This window comes from uncultured Nostoc sp., from assembly GCF_964247315.1.
Lineage (GTDB): Bacteria > Cyanobacteriota > Cyanobacteriia > Cyanobacteriales > Nostocaceae > Nostoc.
Genome location: NZ_CAXTTT010000079.1, coordinates 1 through 20233, shown reverse-complemented (window position 1 = coordinate 20233; position 20233 = coordinate 1). Strand labels below are relative to the sequence as shown.

At 42.1% G+C, this 20233-nt stretch carries 16 protein-coding genes and 2 tRNA genes; 10 read left to right on the top strand and 8 right to left on the bottom strand.

Annotated features, from left to right (window positions below; translation table 11 throughout):
- Positions 1–27 precede the first annotated feature (27 nt).
- On the bottom strand, positions 28–2145 hold the full coding sequence (locus tag ACFE93_RS22175; protein WP_375476280.1) for an NAD(P)/FAD-dependent oxidoreductase: 2118 nt from the start codon (positions 2143–2145) through the stop codon (positions 28–30).
- Between the two features lie 160 nt (positions 2146–2305).
- Here ACFE93_RS22175 and ACFE93_RS22170 point away from each other — a divergent pair, with 160 nt between their 5' ends.
- On the top strand, positions 2306–2539 hold the full coding sequence (locus tag ACFE93_RS22170; RefSeq protein ID WP_375476278.1) for a hypothetical protein: 234 nt from the start codon (positions 2306–2308) through the stop codon (positions 2537–2539).
- 839 nt (positions 2540–3378) lie between these two features.
- Positions 3379–4704, top strand: coding sequence for a hypothetical protein (locus ACFE93_RS22165; protein ID WP_375476276.1), 1326 nt, complete (start codon positions 3379–3381; stop codon positions 4702–4704).
- A 117-nt stretch (positions 4705–4821) separates the two neighbouring features.
- Here ACFE93_RS22165 and ACFE93_RS22160 read toward each other — a convergent pair whose 3' ends face one another.
- Entirely contained in the window at positions 4822–5508 is a 687-nt protein-coding gene (locus ACFE93_RS22160; protein WP_375476274.1) for an exonuclease, read from the bottom strand.
- 145 nt (positions 5509–5653) lie between these two features.
- On the opposite strand from ACFE93_RS22160, the gene ACFE93_RS22155 reads away from it, so the two are divergent.
- From ACFE93_RS22155 to ACFE93_RS22135, 5 genes are all read left to right on the top strand, one after another.
- Positions 5654–6778: an alpha-hydroxy acid oxidase gene (locus tag ACFE93_RS22155; protein ID WP_375476272.1), complete on the top strand. Its 1125-nt coding sequence runs from the start codon at positions 5654–5656 to the stop codon at positions 6776–6778.
- A 106-nt stretch (positions 6779–6884) separates the two neighbouring features.
- Positions 6885–6968, top strand: a tRNA-Leu gene (locus ACFE93_RS22150).
- 34 nt (positions 6969–7002) lie between these two features.
- Positions 7003–7257: a hypothetical protein gene (locus tag ACFE93_RS22145; RefSeq protein WP_375476270.1), complete on the top strand. Its 255-nt coding sequence runs from the start codon at positions 7003–7005 to the stop codon at positions 7255–7257.
- Between the two features lie 490 nt (positions 7258–7747).
- Positions 7748–8545: a WecB/TagA/CpsF family glycosyltransferase gene (locus tag ACFE93_RS22140; protein ID WP_375476268.1), complete on the top strand. Its 798-nt coding sequence runs from the start codon at positions 7748–7750 to the stop codon at positions 8543–8545.
- A 254-nt stretch (positions 8546–8799) separates the two neighbouring features.
- A tRNA-Gln gene (locus ACFE93_RS22135) sits at positions 8800–8871 on the top strand.
- Between the two features lie 90 nt (positions 8872–8961).
- Here the strand turns inward: ACFE93_RS22135 and ACFE93_RS22130 are convergent.
- Entirely contained in the window at positions 8962–9441 is a 480-nt protein-coding gene (locus tag ACFE93_RS22130) for a hypothetical protein (protein ID WP_375476266.1), read from the bottom strand.
- A 340-nt stretch (positions 9442–9781) separates the two neighbouring features.
- Between ACFE93_RS22130 and ACFE93_RS22125 the strand changes: the two genes are divergently transcribed.
- On the top strand, positions 9782–11080 hold the full coding sequence (locus ACFE93_RS22125) for a hypothetical protein (RefSeq protein WP_375476264.1): 1299 nt from the start codon (positions 9782–9784) through the stop codon (positions 11078–11080).
- Positions 11081–11182: 102 nt separating this feature from the next.
- On the opposite strand, the gene ACFE93_RS22120 is transcribed toward ACFE93_RS22125, so the two are convergent.
- The 4 genes from ACFE93_RS22120 to ACFE93_RS22105 form a co-directional block, all read right to left on the bottom strand.
- On the bottom strand, positions 11183–12328 hold the full coding sequence (locus ACFE93_RS22120; protein ID WP_375476262.1) for a SpoIID/LytB domain-containing protein: 1146 nt from the start codon (positions 12326–12328) through the stop codon (positions 11183–11185).
- 205 nt (positions 12329–12533) lie between these two features.
- Positions 12534–14726, bottom strand: coding sequence for a GumC family protein (locus tag ACFE93_RS22115; protein ID WP_375476260.1), 2193 nt, complete (start codon positions 14724–14726; stop codon positions 12534–12536).
- A 570-nt stretch (positions 14727–15296) separates the two neighbouring features.
- Positions 15297–16256, bottom strand: a complete 960-nt coding sequence (locus tag ACFE93_RS22110; RefSeq protein WP_375476258.1) for a ribonuclease Z — start codon at positions 16254–16256, stop codon at positions 15297–15299.
- A gap of 58 nt (positions 16257–16314) precedes the next feature.
- On the bottom strand, positions 16315–16449 hold the full coding sequence (locus ACFE93_RS22105) for a hypothetical protein (protein WP_375476256.1): 135 nt from the start codon (positions 16447–16449) through the stop codon (positions 16315–16317).
- 293 nt (positions 16450–16742) lie between these two features.
- Here ACFE93_RS22105 and ACFE93_RS22100 point away from each other — a divergent pair, with 293 nt between their 5' ends.
- Both ACFE93_RS22100 and ACFE93_RS22095 read left to right on the top strand, forming a co-directional pair.
- A complete protein-coding gene (locus tag ACFE93_RS22100; protein ID WP_375476254.1) occupies positions 16743–17054 on the top strand; it encodes a hypothetical protein in 312 nt (103 codons plus the stop codon).
- A gap of 440 nt (positions 17055–17494) precedes the next feature.
- The gene (locus ACFE93_RS22095) at positions 17495–19849 is read left to right on the top strand and encodes a filamentous hemagglutinin N-terminal domain-containing protein (protein ID WP_375476252.1); all 2355 of its coding nucleotides are present in this window, start codon (positions 17495–17497) and stop codon (positions 19847–19849) included.
- 33 nt (positions 19850–19882) lie between these two features.
- On the opposite strand, the gene ACFE93_RS22090 is transcribed toward ACFE93_RS22095, so the two are convergent.
- On the bottom strand, positions 19883–20233 hold a 351-nt coding region (locus tag ACFE93_RS22090), incomplete at its 5' end, for a hypothetical protein (protein ID WP_375476250.1).

Below are 20233 nucleotides of genomic sequence, written 5' to 3'. Positions count from 1 at the left end.
AAGTGATTAATGCCCCATGCCCAATTCCTAATTCAGAATCCTTGCTTCTGACTTCGGAATTATGGCTTCTGGGTTGGTTTTTGCAACCTGGCTGGGCGATCGCGGTTTGCCTGTGGCGATCGCATAATTAATCGCCAACAGCCACAGCCACAAGCCTGGATTCCGGGGTTCTAGCCAAAAACCTACTCGGTTTAAGAAGCGCGGGAACCACGGACTCAGCAAAGCGCTAATCAAGGCATGACGACCGAAGTTGAAATAACTACCAAGCCATCGCACTAAATCTCTAGGGCCAGCAAGTTCCCAAATCCATAAAAGCAAGGCAGGATTTTTCCTGGCTGCTTTCAGTGCTAAACGGTTAAAGGTTAACCAATCACACCTATCTTTAATGAAGTTATCTGCTACTTCTTGGGGTTCGTCTGCTAACAGTCCAAAGAAGGTGTTGAGCATGGAGTTAATCCGCTGGGGTGGTAAAAATTTTCCAGTGGGTACCATCATGCCTTTGGAAAATAGCCAAGTCACGGAAACGTTGCTTTGGTAGGCGCGAATTTGGTTCAAGTGGCGGAAACTCAACAAGTTATGTTTGAGAGCAGTATCCAACAGCGTTGTTAAACGCTCTAAGTTGCGAACTAGCGAACCAAAACCGGTGAAGACGAGGGGAGACTGGAGTGATGCAGCATCACCGATCGCAATCAATCGATCAAAGGCAACTGTGCGATCGCGACTTCCCACACTAAAATGCCCTGGTATATACCCAAATGTCGGCTTCTTCCACACCAATTTGTCCATATCGCACCTGCGATACTCTGGCAAAATTGTGAAAAAGTCCTCGTACATCTCCAGCAAGGAACCAGGATTTTTAGCATTGACTTCGTGGTAATGAAATAAATAAATCGTCAGTTCATCATCAGCTGCGGGAAACAATTCCCAAATCAACTGCCTTCCCCGCGAAATATCCCCATGACTATAAAGAACGTCCCCATATTGGGAATCCCATACTCCTGGCTCAAATCCGCTCTCAATTGCCGCTCCCACTGTCGGACAAACACTATCAAAGGCACGACCACCGTTTAATTGCCAAGCGATGGGGGATGCAGTTCCCATTGCATCTATTAGCAGTCGTCCACTTACTTGCTTCTCAATCTGACTGGGCAAGTGCTTGACTTGCAAAACTACCTGTGATATATCAATATCTGCACGGATAAACTCTGTTTCATCCCAAATTTCACCGCCTGCGGCTTGCAGTTTTTGCCCACACATTTGGAGCCATTTTTCGGAATCCAAGCCTAAATTTAGGACTGTGGGTGTGTGGAGGACGGGCGATCGCAGTTTGGCTGGATTATTAGCATCAAAAAACTTATTAAATCCGTCTTTGTATTCCCTGGCAATGATGGTTTCTAACTCAGCGGGGGTGACTAAACCCAAGTTAACCAAGCTTTGAATCTCGTCGCGCGAAATATTCCATTCTCGGTTCATCCGCCCAAAGGGCATTCGTTCCACCAGCAAGACTTTATATCCCAGTTTTGCCATCAGTGCTGCATGGATTGCGCCTAATGCGCCGCCAATGTAGATGATGTCGTATTGGGTATGGGACATGGGGCATGGGGCATTGCTTGTTTCCCCCTTGCTCCCCTGCGAAAACACCACTTGACGCGGCTGCTGCGGATTTTGCACCCCTTCGCGCCATTGTTTTTCCCACCAATAGGCACGAGTTAGGTCATATTCACCGTTGGGCATTTTCTGAAAATACTTGACGGTAAGGGGGTAAGTAGAGCCTAATGCGGCAAATATTGATTGCTGGGATAAATCAATTGCTGGCAGTTCTGGGTAATGATGCGGAAAACGGCTTCTGATTTCCTTGGTCAAGCGTTGCAGAATTTGTCCTTCACTGGGAAAGGGTTGTTCTGACCAGCGAAACACTTTCAGATAGGTAGTTCGTTGCACCGACCACACAAATACCGAAAGTTCTGTAGGCAAGTTTTCGGAAAGAGCCACTCCCGCAGGTGTAGTAGCACTAGCTATTCTAAGGCGAAAGCCTTCCGAGGTAAGCACTTTTTCTCCATTTCCAGGTTCAAAATCTGTTTGTAACCAACTACGCACAGTTTCTATATCTGGAGTTGGAACTTCTAAATAAAGTATTTCTTTCATCTTTTTCTGACATTTCCCATCAATTTACTCACTAAGACAGATTTTCTTAAGGCATAAAGTAAGGTAAACTCCGCCCTATTAGTTTCGTAAAGATTCAGTGAAGAAATTTTAAGAGTTTGTCAAAGTTATTGTTCATTTTGTATTTCTGTAAACCCACGCCATGAATTATCCTATTCCAGATAGTCCCCAAGAAATTATTGCTCTGCGACAACAGCCGATTGATGAAGAACTAGTTGCCAGTGCGATCGCTGGAGTAATTAAAATTGTCCGCGCTCAGGGTCAATCTTTGGAAGAATTGACCGCTCAGTTGTTAGCAGACGATCCACTCCTGGATCGGCAACAACGTCGCTGGTTAAGCCAATTAGTTGCCCAATGCTGGGAAAAGTTCTCCTAAAACCTTGGATTAAGATGAAGTTTTGATCGCCGGATTAGATTTCTAGGTCTGTACCTAAATATTGGTGATGCCTGCGGCGGGCTGCGCCTACGCCTTTTCGGTAAAGGAGTAATAATAATGGTCAGTATGGGATTGGCAATTGGGTTGCTATTTTTGAGTTCATGGCACAGAAGCCACGAAATTAACCATATCAGCGTTTTACGTTGCTGATGAATTTTACAATGTTCTGAAACAGAAAGACCTCTGCTTTGCGCCAGAGGTCTTTTTTTTTGGAGCAATCTTCATACTGTTTGAGCAACGCCTCGACACATAACCTCGGTACATAAATCAGTTGAGCGATCGCTAACTAAGTGAGTGAAAATAAATACAACTATGTTACTAAAAGTAAATACATTTGAAAGCCTTAGCAATAAATAATGACAAAGGGCAAATAACAACCTTAACTAGTTAATTTTATTTATGCCGACTAGCTATTACTTATTCTGAAGATTATCATCTATCAACTGCCGCTTAATTTTCCAATTTTATTTTTTATTTAACATAGTAAGCATCAGTGAGAGAATAAGTTTGGAGTATCATGAGATTTCTTACTAGGTATTTTTCTTCCTTAAAAATTATTTGCTAGAGATACAAATCAAACAAATACTTAGTAAATACTTTTGTTGTAAAGCATCTACTGGAGAGAACTTTGGCTACTTTGAGTTCATCAAGCGCTGAATTTGCAGCGCATTTTTATCAAACTTAATATTCAATCAATATTCTTCAATTACGATTACAAAAATCAATTTATTTGAAATCATCTATAAAGTATAATTACAAAAATCAATAAGGAATAAACTATGACAAAAGCACAGGATCAAACTCTAGATGCACGTAACCGCATCGTAGAATCTGCTAATCGCTTAGGAGTTCAACTCAATGAGCAAGAATTGGAACGCTGGATGAATTCCATCACCGAGGCAACAGGTGACAGCAATATTGTGGTGGATAAAGACACAGGTGTTTTTGGGCACAAAGTCACCATGTTAGATTTCGACCCGCAACAGCTGGCACGGTTTCGCGCCATTGGCAAAATCGTAGAATTTAACGACATCCCTGGTGTTGTAGAAACTGCATTGGCGCTCTCTGGTTCAGCGGCTCAATCCAAGATTCAAACCTATCCCGGTGACTGTGACTACTTCGAGCGGGTGAATATCATTGCACCCACCCGCACCGAAGCCTGCGAGATTCTTGCCAAACTGATGCGTGAGAAGGCGCTCAACAGCTTGTCTGGCCCAAGTTACCAGTTAATTGAGGTGAAGTTTGGTAGCTACCCCCAAGAGGTGATTCGGGGAGAACAAACTATGCGTGTTGGTTCACCAATTAGCTGGCTACCCAATGATATTGCTGCTGGTCAGATCGAAGCGATCGACGCAAAAGGCAATCCTGTCGTCATCATCTGGGATTCTGTAGCACAAGACTCAGGTTGGTGCAAGCTAGATTGGGTGATCGCCGACACAGTACGCGGTCAGTTGTCCAATGCCAGTAATATGTTGGATGTCACCTGGGAAGCACCAGATGGTGTCATCACTCCACTAGACGGCTATCTGGACGGCTACTTCCAGGAGGTTTACTTGGATGCGGAATCAGCCCCAATCTTTTCCAAGCTGGTGAAGCAGGTCTCGACTGATGTCATGGATGATTATGTGGCGCAATTGGAAAAGGAAGTTAAAAAATGTGTCAAAGGCGATAAACTCAATTACGGCAAAGCAGCCAAGCGCCTATACAACATTTTCCGACTGAACGGGCGTTATGAAGAAGCAGCTTTTCTGCGTGAGTTGTTCGATGAACCTACGGCGCTGCTTTATCAAGTCCATGCGCTAGTGCGAACTGTCCAAGAAGCCAGGGACAAGAGCACTGTCTTTGATATCGAAAGCATTCTCAATCAGACGGATGAACTGATCATCTCGGTCGTCAAGGTCTTGGAGGGGGAAGAAGAGTTGGAAATCGTGCGTCATCTGCTACGCTTATACCGTAGTCTGTGCCGCCAAGAACCTGGCACTCCCCTCGATTCCGAAGTAGATGTAGCCCAGGCGGAAGTAATGAAAATAGTCAACAATTTCTTCTATGAAAAAATGACAGCGTTACCCACGATTAAGTCTTATATCGAGGGTTTCCAGGTATAAAGTAAGATCCTCGGTTTCTCAAAGCAGCGAGGGATTTCCAATAACGACAAATGATGGTTCGTCGTTATCGGAAATCTATTACAAAATTGAAAAGATGCGATCGCATTGCTATCTTGCTTAAGGCTGTAGATTCGCTTGCAACAGATTGCAGAATAACTTCCCTTGTTGAATAGCATCATCCAAGGCAATGTGTGCCAATGGAAGATTTTCTAACCATGCAGCAGGTAGATTTTCCTTACCAGATTCGCTGTAGTTTTGTTTCAGGAATGCCATCGCATACGATCTGATATCCAATGCCGAGAATGCAAATGGGCTATCGCCCACAAAGTTTATCAAGTACCAGTAGACAAACATAAAGTCAAAGGCGGCTGGATAGCCAACGAAGATTGGTTTACCTGGCAACGCCACAAGCCAGGAGTGGTAAGACTGCATGACCTCCATAGGGGGCTGCAGGTTGGCTCGACTGGCTGTCCAGGCGGCTGGCTGTTCTGACCACCATTTCATGGTTTTGGGGTGTCCTTGTGCCCCTGGCAAGGTTTCTAAATTAGCTGTAAAAGTAGCAAACAATTGTTTGTCTGCGGTATACGCAGCTGAGGCAAGACTAAGCATTGAGTGGGGCCCTGGGATAGGGCCATCCGCTTCTATATCAGTGCTGACGTAGATTTCGATTGTCACCTTTAATCCTGCCTGTCTTTCATCATTGTCTGATTTTACCAACACACGGCTTTTCTTCGTTATGCCTAGCGAGTCGCAACCGACGCAAAAACCGTGAAAAGGAAACCGGGTTAACGTGAGTTCGATCAACTAAAAAACCGCAGGAAGAAGGGCATTTGTGAATCGGACAATCGGATTAAATCAAAGCTCGTAGTCAGTGGCTCTAGCCATTTAAAATCTTATGCAGAGCGATAAATCGCTCACTACGAACAAAAGTTTTATCTTACATTTAATTATGTCTACCTACTTATCCAATGACGATCGCTTTCAACCCATCAACCTTTTTGAATATGAAAAGCTAGCAAAAGAATATCTGTCTCAAACGACACTTGATTACTACAGCAGTGGTGCTTGGGACGAAATTACATTGCGAGATAATCGTGCTGCCTTTGAGCGAGTCAAGCTGCGACCTCGGATATTAGTCGATGTGAGCGATCGTAATCTAAGTACCTCGATTTTAGGACAACCCCTGCAACTACCTTTGTTAATTGCACCAATGGCTTTTCAATGTCTAGCCCATCCAGACGGAGAAGTTGCCACAGCTTTAGCTGCTGCATCAGCTGGTGTGGGTATGGTGTTAAGTACAATGGCAACAAAGAGCATTGAAGAAGTGGCGACTGCATGTAATCAGTTTCCAGATTCTCTACGATGGTTCCAGCTTTACATCCATAAAGACCGGGGATTAACTCGTGCTTTGGTAGAAAAAGCCTATAAAGCAGGCTATAAGGCACTTTGTCTAACTGTAGATGCACCCGTTCTCGGACAGCGCGAAAGAGATAGACGTAATGAGTTTGCCTTACCCCAAGACTTACATCTGGCTAATCTTGCGAGCATCTCAGGGCTAGATATTTCCTATGAAAAAGGTGAATCTGGGTTATTTACCTATTTTGCCCAACAGCTAAACCCAGCAGTCACTTGGGACGATTTGGAATGGTTACAGTCTTTATCTGGGCTACCTTTAGTCATCAAAGGAGTTTTACGCCCAGATGATGCTGTGCGGGCTGTAGAACATGGAGCCAAAGCAATTGTTGTTTCCAATCATGGTGGCAGACAACTCGATGGTGCGATCGCTTCTTTAGATGCCCTGACTGAAATAGTAGCCGCAGTGGATGGTAAAGTAGAAGTGGTCTTGGATGGAGGCATTCGTAGAGGCACAGACATTCTCAAAGCTCTGGCATTAGGAGCAAAAGCAGTACTGATCGGACGACCCATATTGTGGGGACTAGCGGTAGCAGGACAAATCGGCGTATCTCATATCATCTCACTGCTGCAAGATGAGTTAAATGTAGGAATGGCCCTTAGCGGTTGTGCCAAAATACAGGATATTGACCCTAGTTTATTGAACCTGCCACGCCTTTAAGCTGAAGATTCTTAAAACTGTTATTCCAGCAAAACTTTGAGAAATAATTTTCAGACTTATTACAAAATCTCTTAATTTAGAGTATACTAGTTAAGGTTAGATATAAGGGCGGGTGGCGGAATTGGTAGACGCACCACACTCAAAATGTGGCGGCCTTACGGTCATAGGAGTTCGATTCTCCTCCTGCCCACTACCAAGCAAGTTACTAAAGAGGTTAAAAACTTATGCGCCTGAAAAGATGGGAATCTCCCCGTAAAGAAGGCAGAAATGATAAAGGTAAAGGCGGTTCTGCTAGGAAGCGTCAACTGAAAAAACAAAGGCAAATGTTACGCCAAAGACTTAAAGAAAGTAACAAGTCAGACAATAATAAAAACCAGAGAGCAGGGAAAGATAAATTTATCTTTCCCTTATTTTTTGGGCTTTTATTTCAGAAACAAATAAAATCTAGAGATTTTCCATCAATACAGAGACTAAATTAAATCTGTAATAAATTTGTAAATCATAATCAAAAGTTATTAGCTGTTCTTTAAAATATACTAATTTTAATTCAATCCCTTAAGCGCATATTTACGTATAAACTTGGTAAACTTAGTGGCTAGCATTTTACTTTCCTACCTAAGGAGTTAAGTACTATCTACTACTTTATATACAGCATTTATCTAGGAATTTATCGCAATTATAATGCTTGGATGAACTAACCAAAAATTAATTATGAAGGAAGTATGAATTTTGTCAAGCAGTATCTAAAATCCTTAACAGAAAACAGTAAGCTAAGACACAGCAGCAAATAATTCTAGTATTACTGATTAAGTTAAAAGTATATTAAAAAGGCAATTGCACCTCCATGTGTTAACTTCCAACAATGACACAAGCCGACAAAAAGTCAGGAGTCATCCAATCCGAAATATTAAATAATTTGGATTGGTCTAGGTAATCTATGAATTGTTTTCTTGGATACAGGAGTTATTGATGGTGGCAAGAGTGCTTCTACCTACTAAAAAAGTGCTTGATTTTCCTATTACTGCTTTACGGTTTGACGAGCAGATACAAACAATACTGAAGTGGGCAAGTAGGCGTGAGAGCAAAACTGTATATGTAGCCAATGTACACATGCTCATTGAAGCCCATTGGAATCCAGAATTTGCCACCGTATTGCGAAATGCAGATATAGTTACTCCTGATGGTATGCCTTTGGTATGGATGATGCGAAAAATGGGAGCGCTTTACCAAGACCGTGTGGCAGGGATGGATATTTTTCTCGCATTGTGTCAGCTAACTCAAACACAAAATCTGAGCATTTTCTTTGTAGGTTCCCAAACAGAAATTCTATCTAGGATGCAAAACAGATTAGAGAAGGAATTTCCGCAGATAAAGATTGCAGCGATGGAACCTCTACCCTTTCGTCCCCTAACGGAAATTGAAGACGAAACCTTGGTTCAAAAGATTAACTCTAGTGGTGCTAGCGCTGTTTTAGTTTCTTTGGGATGTCCCAAACAAGAAAATTGGATAGCTCAACATAAGGGCAAAATACAAGCTGTAATGATTGGACTGGGTGGAGTTTTCCCAGTTTATGCCGGAATTCATAAGCGGGCACCCCGCATTGTTCGAGACTTGGGACTTGAATGGCTATATCGATGGATTCAAGAACCGCGCCGACTTTGCGGCCGCTATGCGAAGACTATTCCACTCTTTATATGGCTAGCTACTAAACAACTATTATCATCAAGTCGGATTGCAGCGGTCTTTCTTCACGAGACTGGGGACTAAAGAAAAAGAAATAGGCTAGACATGACTCTAAGGCGTTCACCCATCAAGTAAAGCAGATTTTAGATGCCAAGGAAAAAATTTTATGCCTTAAGCATCAAGATTCAAGGGGTCAACCTCAAAATGATGAAAGATTCTAAGTGTAAGGATTCCGACTCATCAATGTCCTGCGGTAAAAACCCATTATTTGAAATCAATTATTAAAGTACTTGACATTAACCCAGGATTAAGTGTTATACTAACCGTAGTGAAATTGTTGGGGCGTCGCCAAGTGGTAAGGCAGCGGGTTTTGGTCTCGCCATCCCTGGGTTCGAATCCTAGCGCCCCAGTTAATCTAGAACACAGGATTTTCAACCTGTGTTCTAGATTTTTTAATTGCATTTTTAAAATGTATCTCAATGCATATAATTCTGTAAATGTTACTTGTCAGGGGATTTAAGAGCTTGATCTAGAGTCTGCCTAGCTAGTTCTGCTTTAGATCGCGCTTCTTGATAACGCACATTAGCTTGAGCAAAATTTTTGAGAACTTTAAAACCTTCCTTGAGTCGAGTAATTTCCTCTTCAGTCACCGACTCATCAGTGAACAGAATATCAACAGCTTTGCGAATTTCCAACGCTTCAGCTCGTGACTCTTGAACTTTCAGCTTGAGCGTCGCCAGGTTACTCAGAATCTGGACAGCTTGTGTAATTGTATCCTCACCACTAGCAGTATCAATAGTTGACTCTTTTACCTCTATTAATTGTTGAGGGCCAAATCCTTCTTCCAGTTCCGTGGATAGCTTACCTGCATCCATCAGTTCCATTAGCTGATCCATTGCTTTATCACGAGCTTTAGCTGAATCTTTTCCAGAAACAGTAAGGATAATTTCTGGACTTTGAGCGAGAGTGTATTGAACCATATTTGAGCAGAAAATTTGCTGATTTAATCAAGCTATGGCAAGTAATTATATCATTTTGCGTGTCAGACCATTTGTTGATTGTATAGTCAATTAAAGAGTTTCATACCGACGAATGTCAACACGTAGTTCGGGAAAGTTTAGTGGTTGCGACTTTGCTCAGTTACTCTGTGGGAAGGAAGCTAGAATGGGAGTTAAAATTAGAGTCTAAAACTCTCTTCTCTACCAAATGCTGTGCCAACAATTTTGAATTTTGAATTGTTACCTCTATCCCTGCTAAGTCGCTCAAAATAAAACTTTATACTTAAGAAAAGGGAATAAGTTTTAACAGGAGGGGAGAGCAATGGCTCCCAGTCCCACCATCATGCAAGCTGTGGAACAACTGGGCTACCGTGTTACCGTTGGTGATGTGGCAACTCAGGCAGGATTGAACGTCGCTGAAGCTAATCAAAGTTTGTTAGCCCTGGCATCTGATGCTGGCGGACATTTACAGGTAGCGGATTCTGGTGATATAGTTTTCCTTTTTCCACAAAATTTTCGAGCAATTTTGCGTAATAAATACTTCCGGTTACGATTGCAGGAATGGTGGAAAAAGGTCTGGAGTGTTCTGTTTTACCTGATTCGCATTTCTTTTGGAATTTTCTTAACTGTTTCCATCGCCCTGATAACTGTTACCATCTTCATTATCATTACCTCTATCAATTCAGACCGTGACGGCGACAATCGAGGCAGTAATTCCGGCGGTGGGGGCTTCTTCTATTTTCCAAATTTATTTTGGTATCTTAGCCCAAATTATGACACCCACTACCAGGAACCGCGACGTGAAAGCCGGCAAGAAAGCAATCTGAATTTCTTTGAAGCTGTTTTTTCGTTTTTGTTTGGCGATGGTAATCCAAACGCCAACTTAGAAGAACGTCGCTGGCAAGAAATTGCTACGGTGATTCGGAGTAACCGTGGTGCAGTGGTGGCAGAACAAATTGCCCCATATTTGGATGACATTGGCCAGGGATACACAAGAGAGTACGAAGATTATATGCTGCCCGTTCTGACGCGATTTAATGGGCAACCGGGAGTAAGCCCAGAAGGGCAAATTGTTTATTACTTCCCAGAGTTGCAGGTGAGTGCAGTTAAAAAGCGCCGTCATGCAATATCAGATCACTTGGAGGAATTTCCCTGGCGTTTTAGTGCCGCAAGTTCCGGGCAAATTATGCTGAGTGCTGGGTTAGGGATACTAAATTTTGTTGGTGCTTTAGTACTGGGAAGTTTATTGAGAGATGGAACTGTTGCCGTCCAGTTAGGTGGACTGGTAGCTTTTGTACAAGGAATTTATTGGCTGCTATTGGCTTACGGAGCAGGTTTTTTAGGCATACCGTTATTGCGTTATTTCTGGATTCAGTGGCGTAATCGTAAAATAGGCGATCGCAACCGCGATCGCCTATCCAGAGCAAGGCTATTGGCGAGTCCTGATGCACCTTTGCAACAAAAAATTGACTATGCCCAACAATTTGCTGCAGAAAAAGTCATCGGCAACGAAGATTTAGTGTATTCTAGCGAAACTGACTTACTCGACCAAGAAGTTGAACGTTCTGCAAAAATTGATGCTGAATGGCAACGGCGCTTAGAACGTGGGAGTGGGGAATAGGAAGCAGGGGAGCAGGGGAGCAGGGGAGCAGGAAACAAGGAGACAAACTCACCACTCAGCACTCCTTTGCCCCATGCCCCATACCCAATCCCCAATCCCTGATTACTTCGCCTGAATTGGTGTTAGAGCTACACCTTGATAATAATGTCCCAAAATTTGCAGATGGTTCACTCCTTGCCGAGCCAGATTGTACGCCCCCCACTGACTCATGCCTAAAGCATGACCGTAGCCAAGTCCTTGCAGTACAAAACTACCATCGCCTCCTTTGGTGACGGTAAAGCGGGTACTTTTTAACTTGAGGGCTGTTCGTACTTGCTCGCCCTGTAGCATCTTTGTGCCCTTGTTGCCGACAATTTTCAAAACTTTAACACTGCCAAAAGGTGAGTATGTTTCTGGAATCATCGCCATCACACTGCCCACCTCAGGAAATTTAGCGCTAATTTCACTGGGCGAGAAGGTTTTCACCCAATTACACTCGCGGATATTTTGATCGTAGTCTTGAACAGCACGTAGATAAGGTTCGCTGCTTCCCCAAACATCTTCTACGTTTTCAGTGTGTCCCCCAGAACAAGCGTGGAAGACTGAGAGAATAATCCGGTTTTTGTAAGTTAGTACCTGCCCTAGAGTAGAATCCACTGCGGTGTAAGTAGCAGGAGATTCACTAATGACACCTTTGTAAATTTGCCAGTGATCGGGGGTATTGCCTACATCATAAACGGGATTATTTCGTTGTTTTTCTCGTTCGTAGAGGGCGTAAGTGCGGGCTGCGATCGCTTGAGCTTTTAAAGCTTCTTGGGGCCAGCTAGCATCCATTTCGCCACCAAGAACGCTGTAGAGATATTCTTGGTCATCAACCCAGTTAACAGCAGTTAAGCCTTTTTCTGTGGGGACAACCAGAGTTCTGCCACGATACCAGCGATCGCCAATATAAACAAATCCTTTACCAGTTGGCTCAATCCAAAATAAACCAGACTGCCACTTATCTAAAGCAACTCCACCAGGAACGGCTTGAGCATAATATGCACTCATTGCTGGTAACTGTCCAAGAGTCCGGCCAGTACTATCCTTAACGATCCCAGTGGTGGAACTACCCACTTTTACCTGATTAACGCCCCTCTCAATTGCCACGCGTAAAATTACAGACGCTTGGGCTGGGGCAACCAAAGCAATCCATAAAAAGATACTTACCCACCAATAACGTACTTTAATCTGAGAAAATAAAGAGCCTAAGTAAAGTTGGAATTTCATACCGATCATCTAATCACACTAGTATTTAATTGACGCTCTGGATTATGGCGTCTACTACTTTAAGATGAGACAGTTCTCCAACGCTGGAGGTTGCCACCTCCTACTAATTATGCATTTTGCTTGAAATATAAGGTAGAAATCAGAAATTGGGGAAGTGAATCGTTTAAATCTGACTGCTGTGGAAGAGAAACTTTTATTCTCCGATTTACGATGCCAATACCTTTTGAGAATTGCTCGCTTCATTAGCGATAATTCCAATTAAATTCAACTTACTCAAAATTTCTGTTGCTTGAGTCAGTTCAGTTCTAGTCACTTTTCCCATGCGCTCTACCATAACAATACCACTGCAAAAAGATGCCACAATCCTGGCATCAACCCTGCCTAAAATAGATGGAGCATCTATTAGTACTAGGTCATAACTTTGCTCAAACACCTCTATTAGTTCTTTCATCCGTTGAGAACTGAGCAACTTCACTGTATCTTCTGGTTCTGGCCCAGCAGTCAAAATATCAATGGAGGGGTGAATCGGCTGGATGTAATCTTGAAAATGAGTAGTTGTCTCATCAACTAATAACAGAGATAGCCCCCAGTCATTGGATAGTTCCAGGATTTTGTGCAGGCTAGGATTATGTAGGTTAGCATCAATTACTAATACCCGTCGATGCATCCGGGTAGCACTAGCTACAAGGCCTAATACTAAGGTTGTCTTCCCTTCCCCTGGTAGTGCTGAAGTAAACATCAGCGACTTGAACGGTAAGGGATATTTTAATATTTGAATATTTTGGTAGATCATGTCCAAAGTTTCATGGACAGGCAATTTATTACTAGCTTCTATTACAGAAGAATCTGAGATGACTCGGCCATTCCAAGGCAGGCCAAGCCGCCGTTTTTTGACACCAATTGATGGTAGTTTTGGTACCGATCCCAGTACACGTAGGTTCGTCAGTTTCTTTAAATCTTCGGCACAATAAATAGCGTCATTAAACTTTTCCAAAATTAGGGCTGCTAAGATACCTAAAATCGGGCCAATTACCGCTCCTCCAAGCAAGAGTAATAATCTGTTATTATCCATATAAGTACCGGGAGAAGGTTCTGCCAAAACTTGCCAGTTATATCCTTCCTGAGCAATTTTCAGTCCCAATGACTGTTGTGCCTGGAGTAATTGTTCAAGGTTTTTGCGGCTAGTTGCTACCTTTGGCAGCAGACGATTATACTCTGCTATTAAACTTGGGTATTTGTTTAGCTCAGAGCGTAGTTGCTGTTCTGATTCGATGAGATTTTTTTCATTGGCAGTTAGTCCTAAAACACTTGTCTGTACTAAAACAAACTCATCTACAAGGGTTGGATCAACTCCTAGCATTTGTCCTTTTGATAAGGGTTTATCTTTACTGCTGTTAGTAATAGTTTTCACCTCTTCTCGTAATAAGGACAGTTGACTTTGGCGTTGCTGCTTTAATTTTTGTACTGATGGGTAATCATCTGTATAGCGGAGCCGCTCTTTAGCCAAAGCTAGTTCAGTTTTTTGAATTTCACTTAATAATGCTTGATAGCGGCTTGACTGATTTAATTGAGAAGAAAGTAATGTATTCTGCTGGGACGAAGACGCTATTAGTTGCTCTAGATTATTGTAGCGAGCGTTTACATCTTGAAGGTTAGCACGAGTGGTTTGTAGCTGTTGTTGAATATCGGCTAGAGATTCTAGCAGAATTTTACTTTGGACTTCGGGATCTAGTAATTTATGTTTTTTGCGAAACTGTTCTAAGTTTTTCTCAGCTTTACTCACCTCTTTTTTTATTTCAGGTAGGCGAGTGTTTACAAAAGCTAATCCCTGATTCAGACGTTCTTTTTGTTGCTGTTTGTTGTAGTTTTGATAGACTTTCTGTAGAGCTTGAAGTACTCTTTGTGCTTTTACTGGATCTTTATCATTAAAAGAAACTTTAAATGTCTGATTAAAAACTTTATTTGCTCCTATGCCTCCCGCTTCGGGAGTTACTTCTAAAGGTGCTTTTTTGTTATGTTCTTTTTGACCATTGATGTCTTGTAAGGTAATATCAGGATAATCAGAATGGAGTAAATCTACAGCTTTCTGAAGCAACTTAGAACTCAGCATGAGTTTCATCTGAGTAGTGGAATCAACAACTTGAGAATTTGAATCAATAAGCTGAGTATTTGACTGTGCCCCTTCAGATAAATTGGAATTCACCAATATCTGCATATTACTCTGGTAAGTAGGTTTGGCAATGACAGCCAAGAGGCTAGCAGCTGACATAACTACACAGGAAACCCCAAAGATCAGAAAGCGTCGGCGAAGCAAAATAGTAGATAGTTGTCTAATATCAACTGCGCCTTGTGCTGAAGTAGTAACCTGTTGCTCTTGATTCAGACTAGTCTTAGCCACTATTAAACTCCTCTAATATCGAAACACTATATTTATTTGGAAGATTTATGAGAAATATGAAATGATTTTTTACACCTAATAGCTGCGATCGCATACTTTATTCTTCTTCCAACAATGACAAGCTAATTTGGCATAACATTATGTCAACTGGCGCTTTCATGTTCATCAATTCATGCATATAAATTCTTAATCAGTGTTGGAAGGATAAATTTTTAATAAATATTTTATTTAAAGAAGAAAAATCTTGACAAAAAATTAATTATTTTTCCTAAGTATTTGAGTATAAAATTATCCAACTCGCAACATTGCTATATATTAAAGTTATTTTGATAACTTGTAATAGTAAAAACACATTGAGAAAAATATTTCAACCATACCATTTGTATATTATTGATACATCTAGTTAACCGTAAATTGTTGGTTAAATAGTTGACTTACTCAGAAAAATAAACTGCTGTTTATTTGCTTGGCATTTTAATTGAGACTATTAAAATCTAAGATAGAGCCTGGTTAATTTTAGATTTTAGATTAGAAGCGTTCAATAGGAAATCTAAATCTAAAATCCAAAATTTAAACGCCTACCTTGGTTAACTCTACTTCCCGCCGTCTGGGTACTTCATGAATCATAAAATCGTGAGCCATATCAGTACGGGGAAAAATAGCACGAGCTTCTTTGAGGAGATCCTTCAACTCCAAAGTATTTCCGGGAGCATAGCGGGGACTGAAATGACTCATAATCAGTCGATGCGCTCCAGCAGTTAAAGCTGTTTGCGCTGCCATTGTGGTTGTGGAATGCAACCGCTGGAAAGCCATATCTGCATCTTGATGGGCAAAGGTTGCTTCGTGAATTAATACATCGACATCATGAGCTAATTCCACTGCACCATCACAATAAATTGTGTCTGTACAATAGGCAATCTTTCGACCAATTTCTGTAGGGCCACACAATTGGGTGCCATCAATCACCCGTCCGTCCGTAAGGGTAACTGTTTCACCGCGCTTGAGTTGACCGTAAACTCGACCAGGAGGAATTTGCAACGCCTTGGCTTTTTCCACATCAAAGCGTCCGGCTCGGTCTTTTTCGGTTACGCGGTAGCCAAAAGCTGTAATCCGATGATGCAAATTAGCGCAGCTAACGGTGAAGTCATCGTCTTCATAAATTATCCCTGGACGGATGGCGTGAACTTTGATTGGGTAAGAAAAGTGCGTGTAGGAATAACGTGAGGCGGATTGAATGTAATCATTTAATCCAGGTGGGCCATAGATATCAATTCGTTTCACATTACCAGCCAAGCCGCAAGTAGCAAGAAGTCCCATCAAGCCAAAGATGTGGTCGCCGTGCATGTGGGTGATAAAAATTCGGGAGAGTTGACTGATTTTCAGTTCACTCCGCATAATTTGATGCTGAGTACCTTCGCCACAGTCGAATAACCACAGTTCTGCCCTTTGGGGTAATCTCAGAGCGACACTGGAAACATTGCGCGATCGCGTGGGTACACCGGAACTCGTCCCTAAGAATGTTATCTGCACAGTGTTCTTTAGTCTTCCTATTGCTCAATTTGCAGCTCTATTTTCTATAGTGGCACGGTTAATGAGTAAAAGATTTAGGATTTTGGGGATTGGGCACGAGGCATTGGGCATTGGGCATATAAGCGATCGCTTTAATAAAGCTTCTGGGTTTATCCAAACCGTAAGCAGAGTGTGAGACTTGAGGAGGTATCAATTACTCAATTCTCTTGAGCAATCAATGGTCAGTAGCCAGATTCATCAATCCTTTAAAGAAATCCGGCAGAAATATATGAAGTTTTGTTACACAGTGCGTAATTATTACTAGCTAAGTTGAAGTCATAATTATGAGAGTTCACAAGAGCGTTAGAAACCTAATGTTTTCCTGCCACTCTAGACTTTGTATTATTGATTCCTTCGTTACCAAACTGTACTAATCAAACTCACGTTAGTTTAGTACATCATAAAATAAGTTCACACATTTACCAGTCTGCAAGGAGAGCAAAATTCATGGCATCTCAAACTTCACAGCAAGCAGTCATTGATTCTCAAACTTTAGAGCAGTTAGAAGAAAAAATTCAGCAGGAAATTATAGAAATTTTGAAAAACTCTAATTTCCGCACGCTACTCGAAGAAAACGGTATATCAAAAGATAGAGTCATGAAAATTAAGCTTGAGTGCAATATCGAACTAGCTCCAATTCCATCTACTGATGCTGTTGAGAACAAGCAACCCCAGGGATTTTTGCCAGCAGATTTAGGCCCTGTTGTCATGAAATTGCAATGTTGCGAGGACTGGCAGGGACGTTGCGTTACGTGCTAAAAAACCGTAGCGGTATTGTATTGTCAACTTAACACTTAATCCTGATTAATTGAGAATAAAGGTAAGAGACTTCCAAATAAAAAATATCCAACTACTTGTTGTAGGGTGGGCATCTCGCCCGCCCGTAACTAAAGGCGGACAATATGTCCACCCCACAAGATTGGATAATTTGTTTCTTGCTAATCCCTAATAACGTTAGTTAAGTTAACAATATTGTTTTTAGCCAAGTAGAATAAAAAATTTTCGTAGAGGCATAACATTGTTGTGCCTTTACTTGTATCATTTGCAATGACGAATATTATCAGATTTAAGAATAGCAAAACGTATATTAACGATTTAAATATTATAGTTTATTGAAATAGATATAGTTTACTGAATAGAGGCGCAGCATCACCACTATTTAGCAAATGGTACTTTTTTAGAGGAGTTTATTATTCGTTATGAGTAGTTTTTGTAGCTGGTTTCAAGGGTTAGGAATTGTAATAGGTGGCGCAATAGCTTTCTCTGGTAATTGTGCTTTTGCCCAAATCACTCAGGATAGTACTCTACCTAATAATTCTCAAGTTACAACACAGGGCAATATCACAATTATTGAAGGTGGAACCCAACTAGAAAGCAACTTATTCCACAGTTTTAAAGAGTTTTCTGTACTCAATGGGACTACGGCTGAGTTTAAAAATACTGAGGGTATTCAGAACATTATTAGCCGGGTAACGGGTAAGTCTATCTCTAATATTGATGGCATCCTTAAAGCTAACGGCACAGCTAACCTGTTTTTGATTAATCCCAACGGGATTATTTTTGGTAACAATGCTACTTTAAACATCGGCGGTTCATTTATTGCAAGTACAGCGAGTAGTTTGAATTTTGCCGATGGTACAAAGTTTAGCGCCATAAATCCCCAAACCACACCCCTGCTCACAGTCAGTGTTCCCATTGGCTTACAATTCGGAGCCACTGCGGCTCTGATTCGCAATGAATCCCAAGCTAGTCCAGGTGGCGCAGTCAATAGTTTGGGTGAACCTGTTGGGTTACAGGTGCAGCTAGGCAAAACCTTGGCACTTGTAGGCGGTGATATAACGCTGGAGGGTGGAAGTTTAACAGCAGTATCAGGACGAATTGAGCTAGCAAGTGTCGCTGGCAATAGCCTGGTCAATCTAAACTTAAACAACCAAAATTGGGTCTTGGGATATGAAGGTGTCCAGAATTTCCAGAAAATTCAACTCATACGGCGAAGTGTTGACGGTTCTGAAATTCCATCTACTGTGGATGTCAGTGGGGTAGGTGGTGGTAACATCCAGGTGCAGGGAAAAGTCGTGGAACTCATTGGCCCTCTTGTGCTCTTGAGAAATCGGAATAATGGTGTTGGAAATGGTGGAGAATTAAAGATTACTACCAGGAAATTAATTGTTCGAGATGGTGCACAAGTATTGACTTCTACTGGAGGCAATGGTTCAGGAGGAAATTTGATTGTGAACGCCTCCGAGTCTGTAGATTTGATTGGTAGCTTTACGACGCCAGATAACTTTACTTATCCTAGTACAGTTTCTAGCACAACTACCAGTGTAGGAAAGGCGGGTGATATTATCATTAACACTGAGAGATTGTTTATAGAAAGTGGAGCACAGGTCTCAACAGAGTCTAGTGGAGCATATCGGACTCGACAAGAATTTATACCAGCCATAGGTTCAGGAGGCAATTTGACTGTCAACGCCTTAGAGTCCATAAAACTAATTGGAACCGCAGCAAATGGTTCACCCAGCGGCTTGCTTGCTAGGACTTTAGGCTCTGGAGAGGCTGGAAAAGTGACAATCGCCACAGGACAATTGATTATCTCGGATGGGGCTGCAATAACTGTGAGCAGTGAACTTCCAAAGCTTCAACCGAATGCAATTTACAAAGGAGATGTAAATAATTTAGGAGCAGCAGGTGAACTCAATATAACTGCTCGCTCCATACTGTTGGACAACCAAGGAAAACTCACATCTAATAGTAAGTCAGGTGAAGGTGGTGATATTACTGTACAGGTGCGGGACTTATTACTGATGCGCCGCAATAGTCAAATATCCACTAATGGAGGGGGTGATAAAACTGGCGGTAATATCACCATCAAAGCACCTAATGGCTTCCTCGTCACCACTCCCTTCGGAAATAACGATATCACCGCCAACGGCTTCTTTGGCTCTGGTGGTAAAATCACAATCACTGCTAAGAACATCTTTGGTTTTGTACCCCGCACAGGTGCAGACGTAGAGAAGCTTGACCCAGAAGAAAAAGACCCGAATAATCTTCAAACAAATGACATCACCGCGTTTTCTCAGCAAAACCCTTCATTAAATGGTACAGTCCAAATCAACTCACCAGATGCTGACCCCAGTAAAGGATTAGTAGAACTACCCGTAAATCTGGTTGATGCTTCGCAGCAAATTGCTGCTAGTTGTAGCTCTGGTGGAAAAATAGCAAGAAGTTCATTTATTACCACTGGACGTGGAGGACTAGTAGCCGATCCCACAGAGCCATTGATAGCTGATGATGCAGTGCTAGCAGATTGGATCGCGCTCCCTCCAGAGAGTCAGAATCGTGCTGGCGGTATTCAGAAAAGAGCCGTTGTTCAGGCGCAGCGAAACACAGAAGAAAAATCACAGAAGGTTAATTCTGTTAATGAACCTACTCAAATTGTAGAAGCCCAAGGATGGGTAATGGATGCCAATGGGAACGTGGTTCTAGTTGCTCAAGTACCCACAGCGACGCTCTATAACTCCTCGCTTACCTCTAAATCTTGCCCTGCTAATTAGGCGTGAGTTCGACAAACCTCTCCCTACCTTGAACTAAAGTTCAAGCTTGTCCCTCTTTGATCTAAAGAGGGACAGGTTTTGCGTAGTCAAACCAGGGAGAGGTCTTTGTCTTAAGATTGTTTTAGGATAAACGCAATCAGCAATTGTGTAGGCGTAGCCAGCCGTAGGCATCGCCGAAATAACAATTGGGTTCGCCGAAATAACAATTGGGTTCGCCGAAATAACAATTGGGTTCGCCGAAATAACAATTGGGTTCGCCGAAATAACAATTGGGTTCGCCGAAATAACAATTGCGTACGCCGAAATAGCAATTGCGTACGCCGAAATAGCAATTGCGTTCGCCGAAATAACAATTGCGTTCGCCGAAATAACAATTGCGTTCGC

Bases quoted from the DNA above. Each gene is read 5' to 3' on its own strand.
- ACFE93_RS22130 (WP_375476266.1), bottom strand. From the start codon at position 9,441: ATGGTTCAATACACTCTCGCTCAAAGTCCAGAAATTATCCTTACTGTT.
- ACFE93_RS22100 (WP_375476254.1), top strand. From the start codon at position 16,743: ATGGCATCTCAAACTTCACAGCAAGCAGTCATTGATTCTCAAACTTTA.
- ACFE93_RS22165 (WP_375476276.1), top strand. From the start codon at position 3,379: ATGACAAAAGCACAGGATCAAACTCTAGATGCACGTAACCGCATCGTA.
- ACFE93_RS22155 (WP_375476272.1), top strand. From the start codon at position 5,654: ATGTCTACCTACTTATCCAATGACGATCGCTTTCAACCCATCAACCTT.
- ACFE93_RS22140 (WP_375476268.1), top strand. From the start codon at position 7,748: ATGGTGGCAAGAGTGCTTCTACCTACTAAAAAAGTGCTTGATTTTCCT.
- ACFE93_RS22095 (WP_375476252.1), top strand. From the start codon at position 17,495: ATGAGTAGTTTTTGTAGCTGGTTTCAAGGGTTAGGAATTGTAATAGGT.
- ACFE93_RS22145 (WP_375476270.1), top strand. From the start codon at position 7,003: ATGCGCCTGAAAAGATGGGAATCTCCCCGTAAAGAAGGCAGAAATGAT.
- ACFE93_RS22125 (WP_375476264.1), top strand. From the start codon at position 9,782: ATGGCTCCCAGTCCCACCATCATGCAAGCTGTGGAACAACTGGGCTAC.
- ACFE93_RS22170 (WP_375476278.1), top strand. From the start codon at position 2,306: ATGAATTATCCTATTCCAGATAGTCCCCAAGAAATTATTGCTCTGCGA.
- ACFE93_RS22175 (WP_375476280.1), bottom strand. From the start codon at position 2,145: ATGAAAGAAATACTTTATTTAGAAGTTCCAACTCCAGATATAGAAACT.
- ACFE93_RS22120 (WP_375476262.1), bottom strand. From the start codon at position 12,328: ATGAAATTCCAACTTTACTTAGGCTCTTTATTTTCTCAGATTAAAGTA.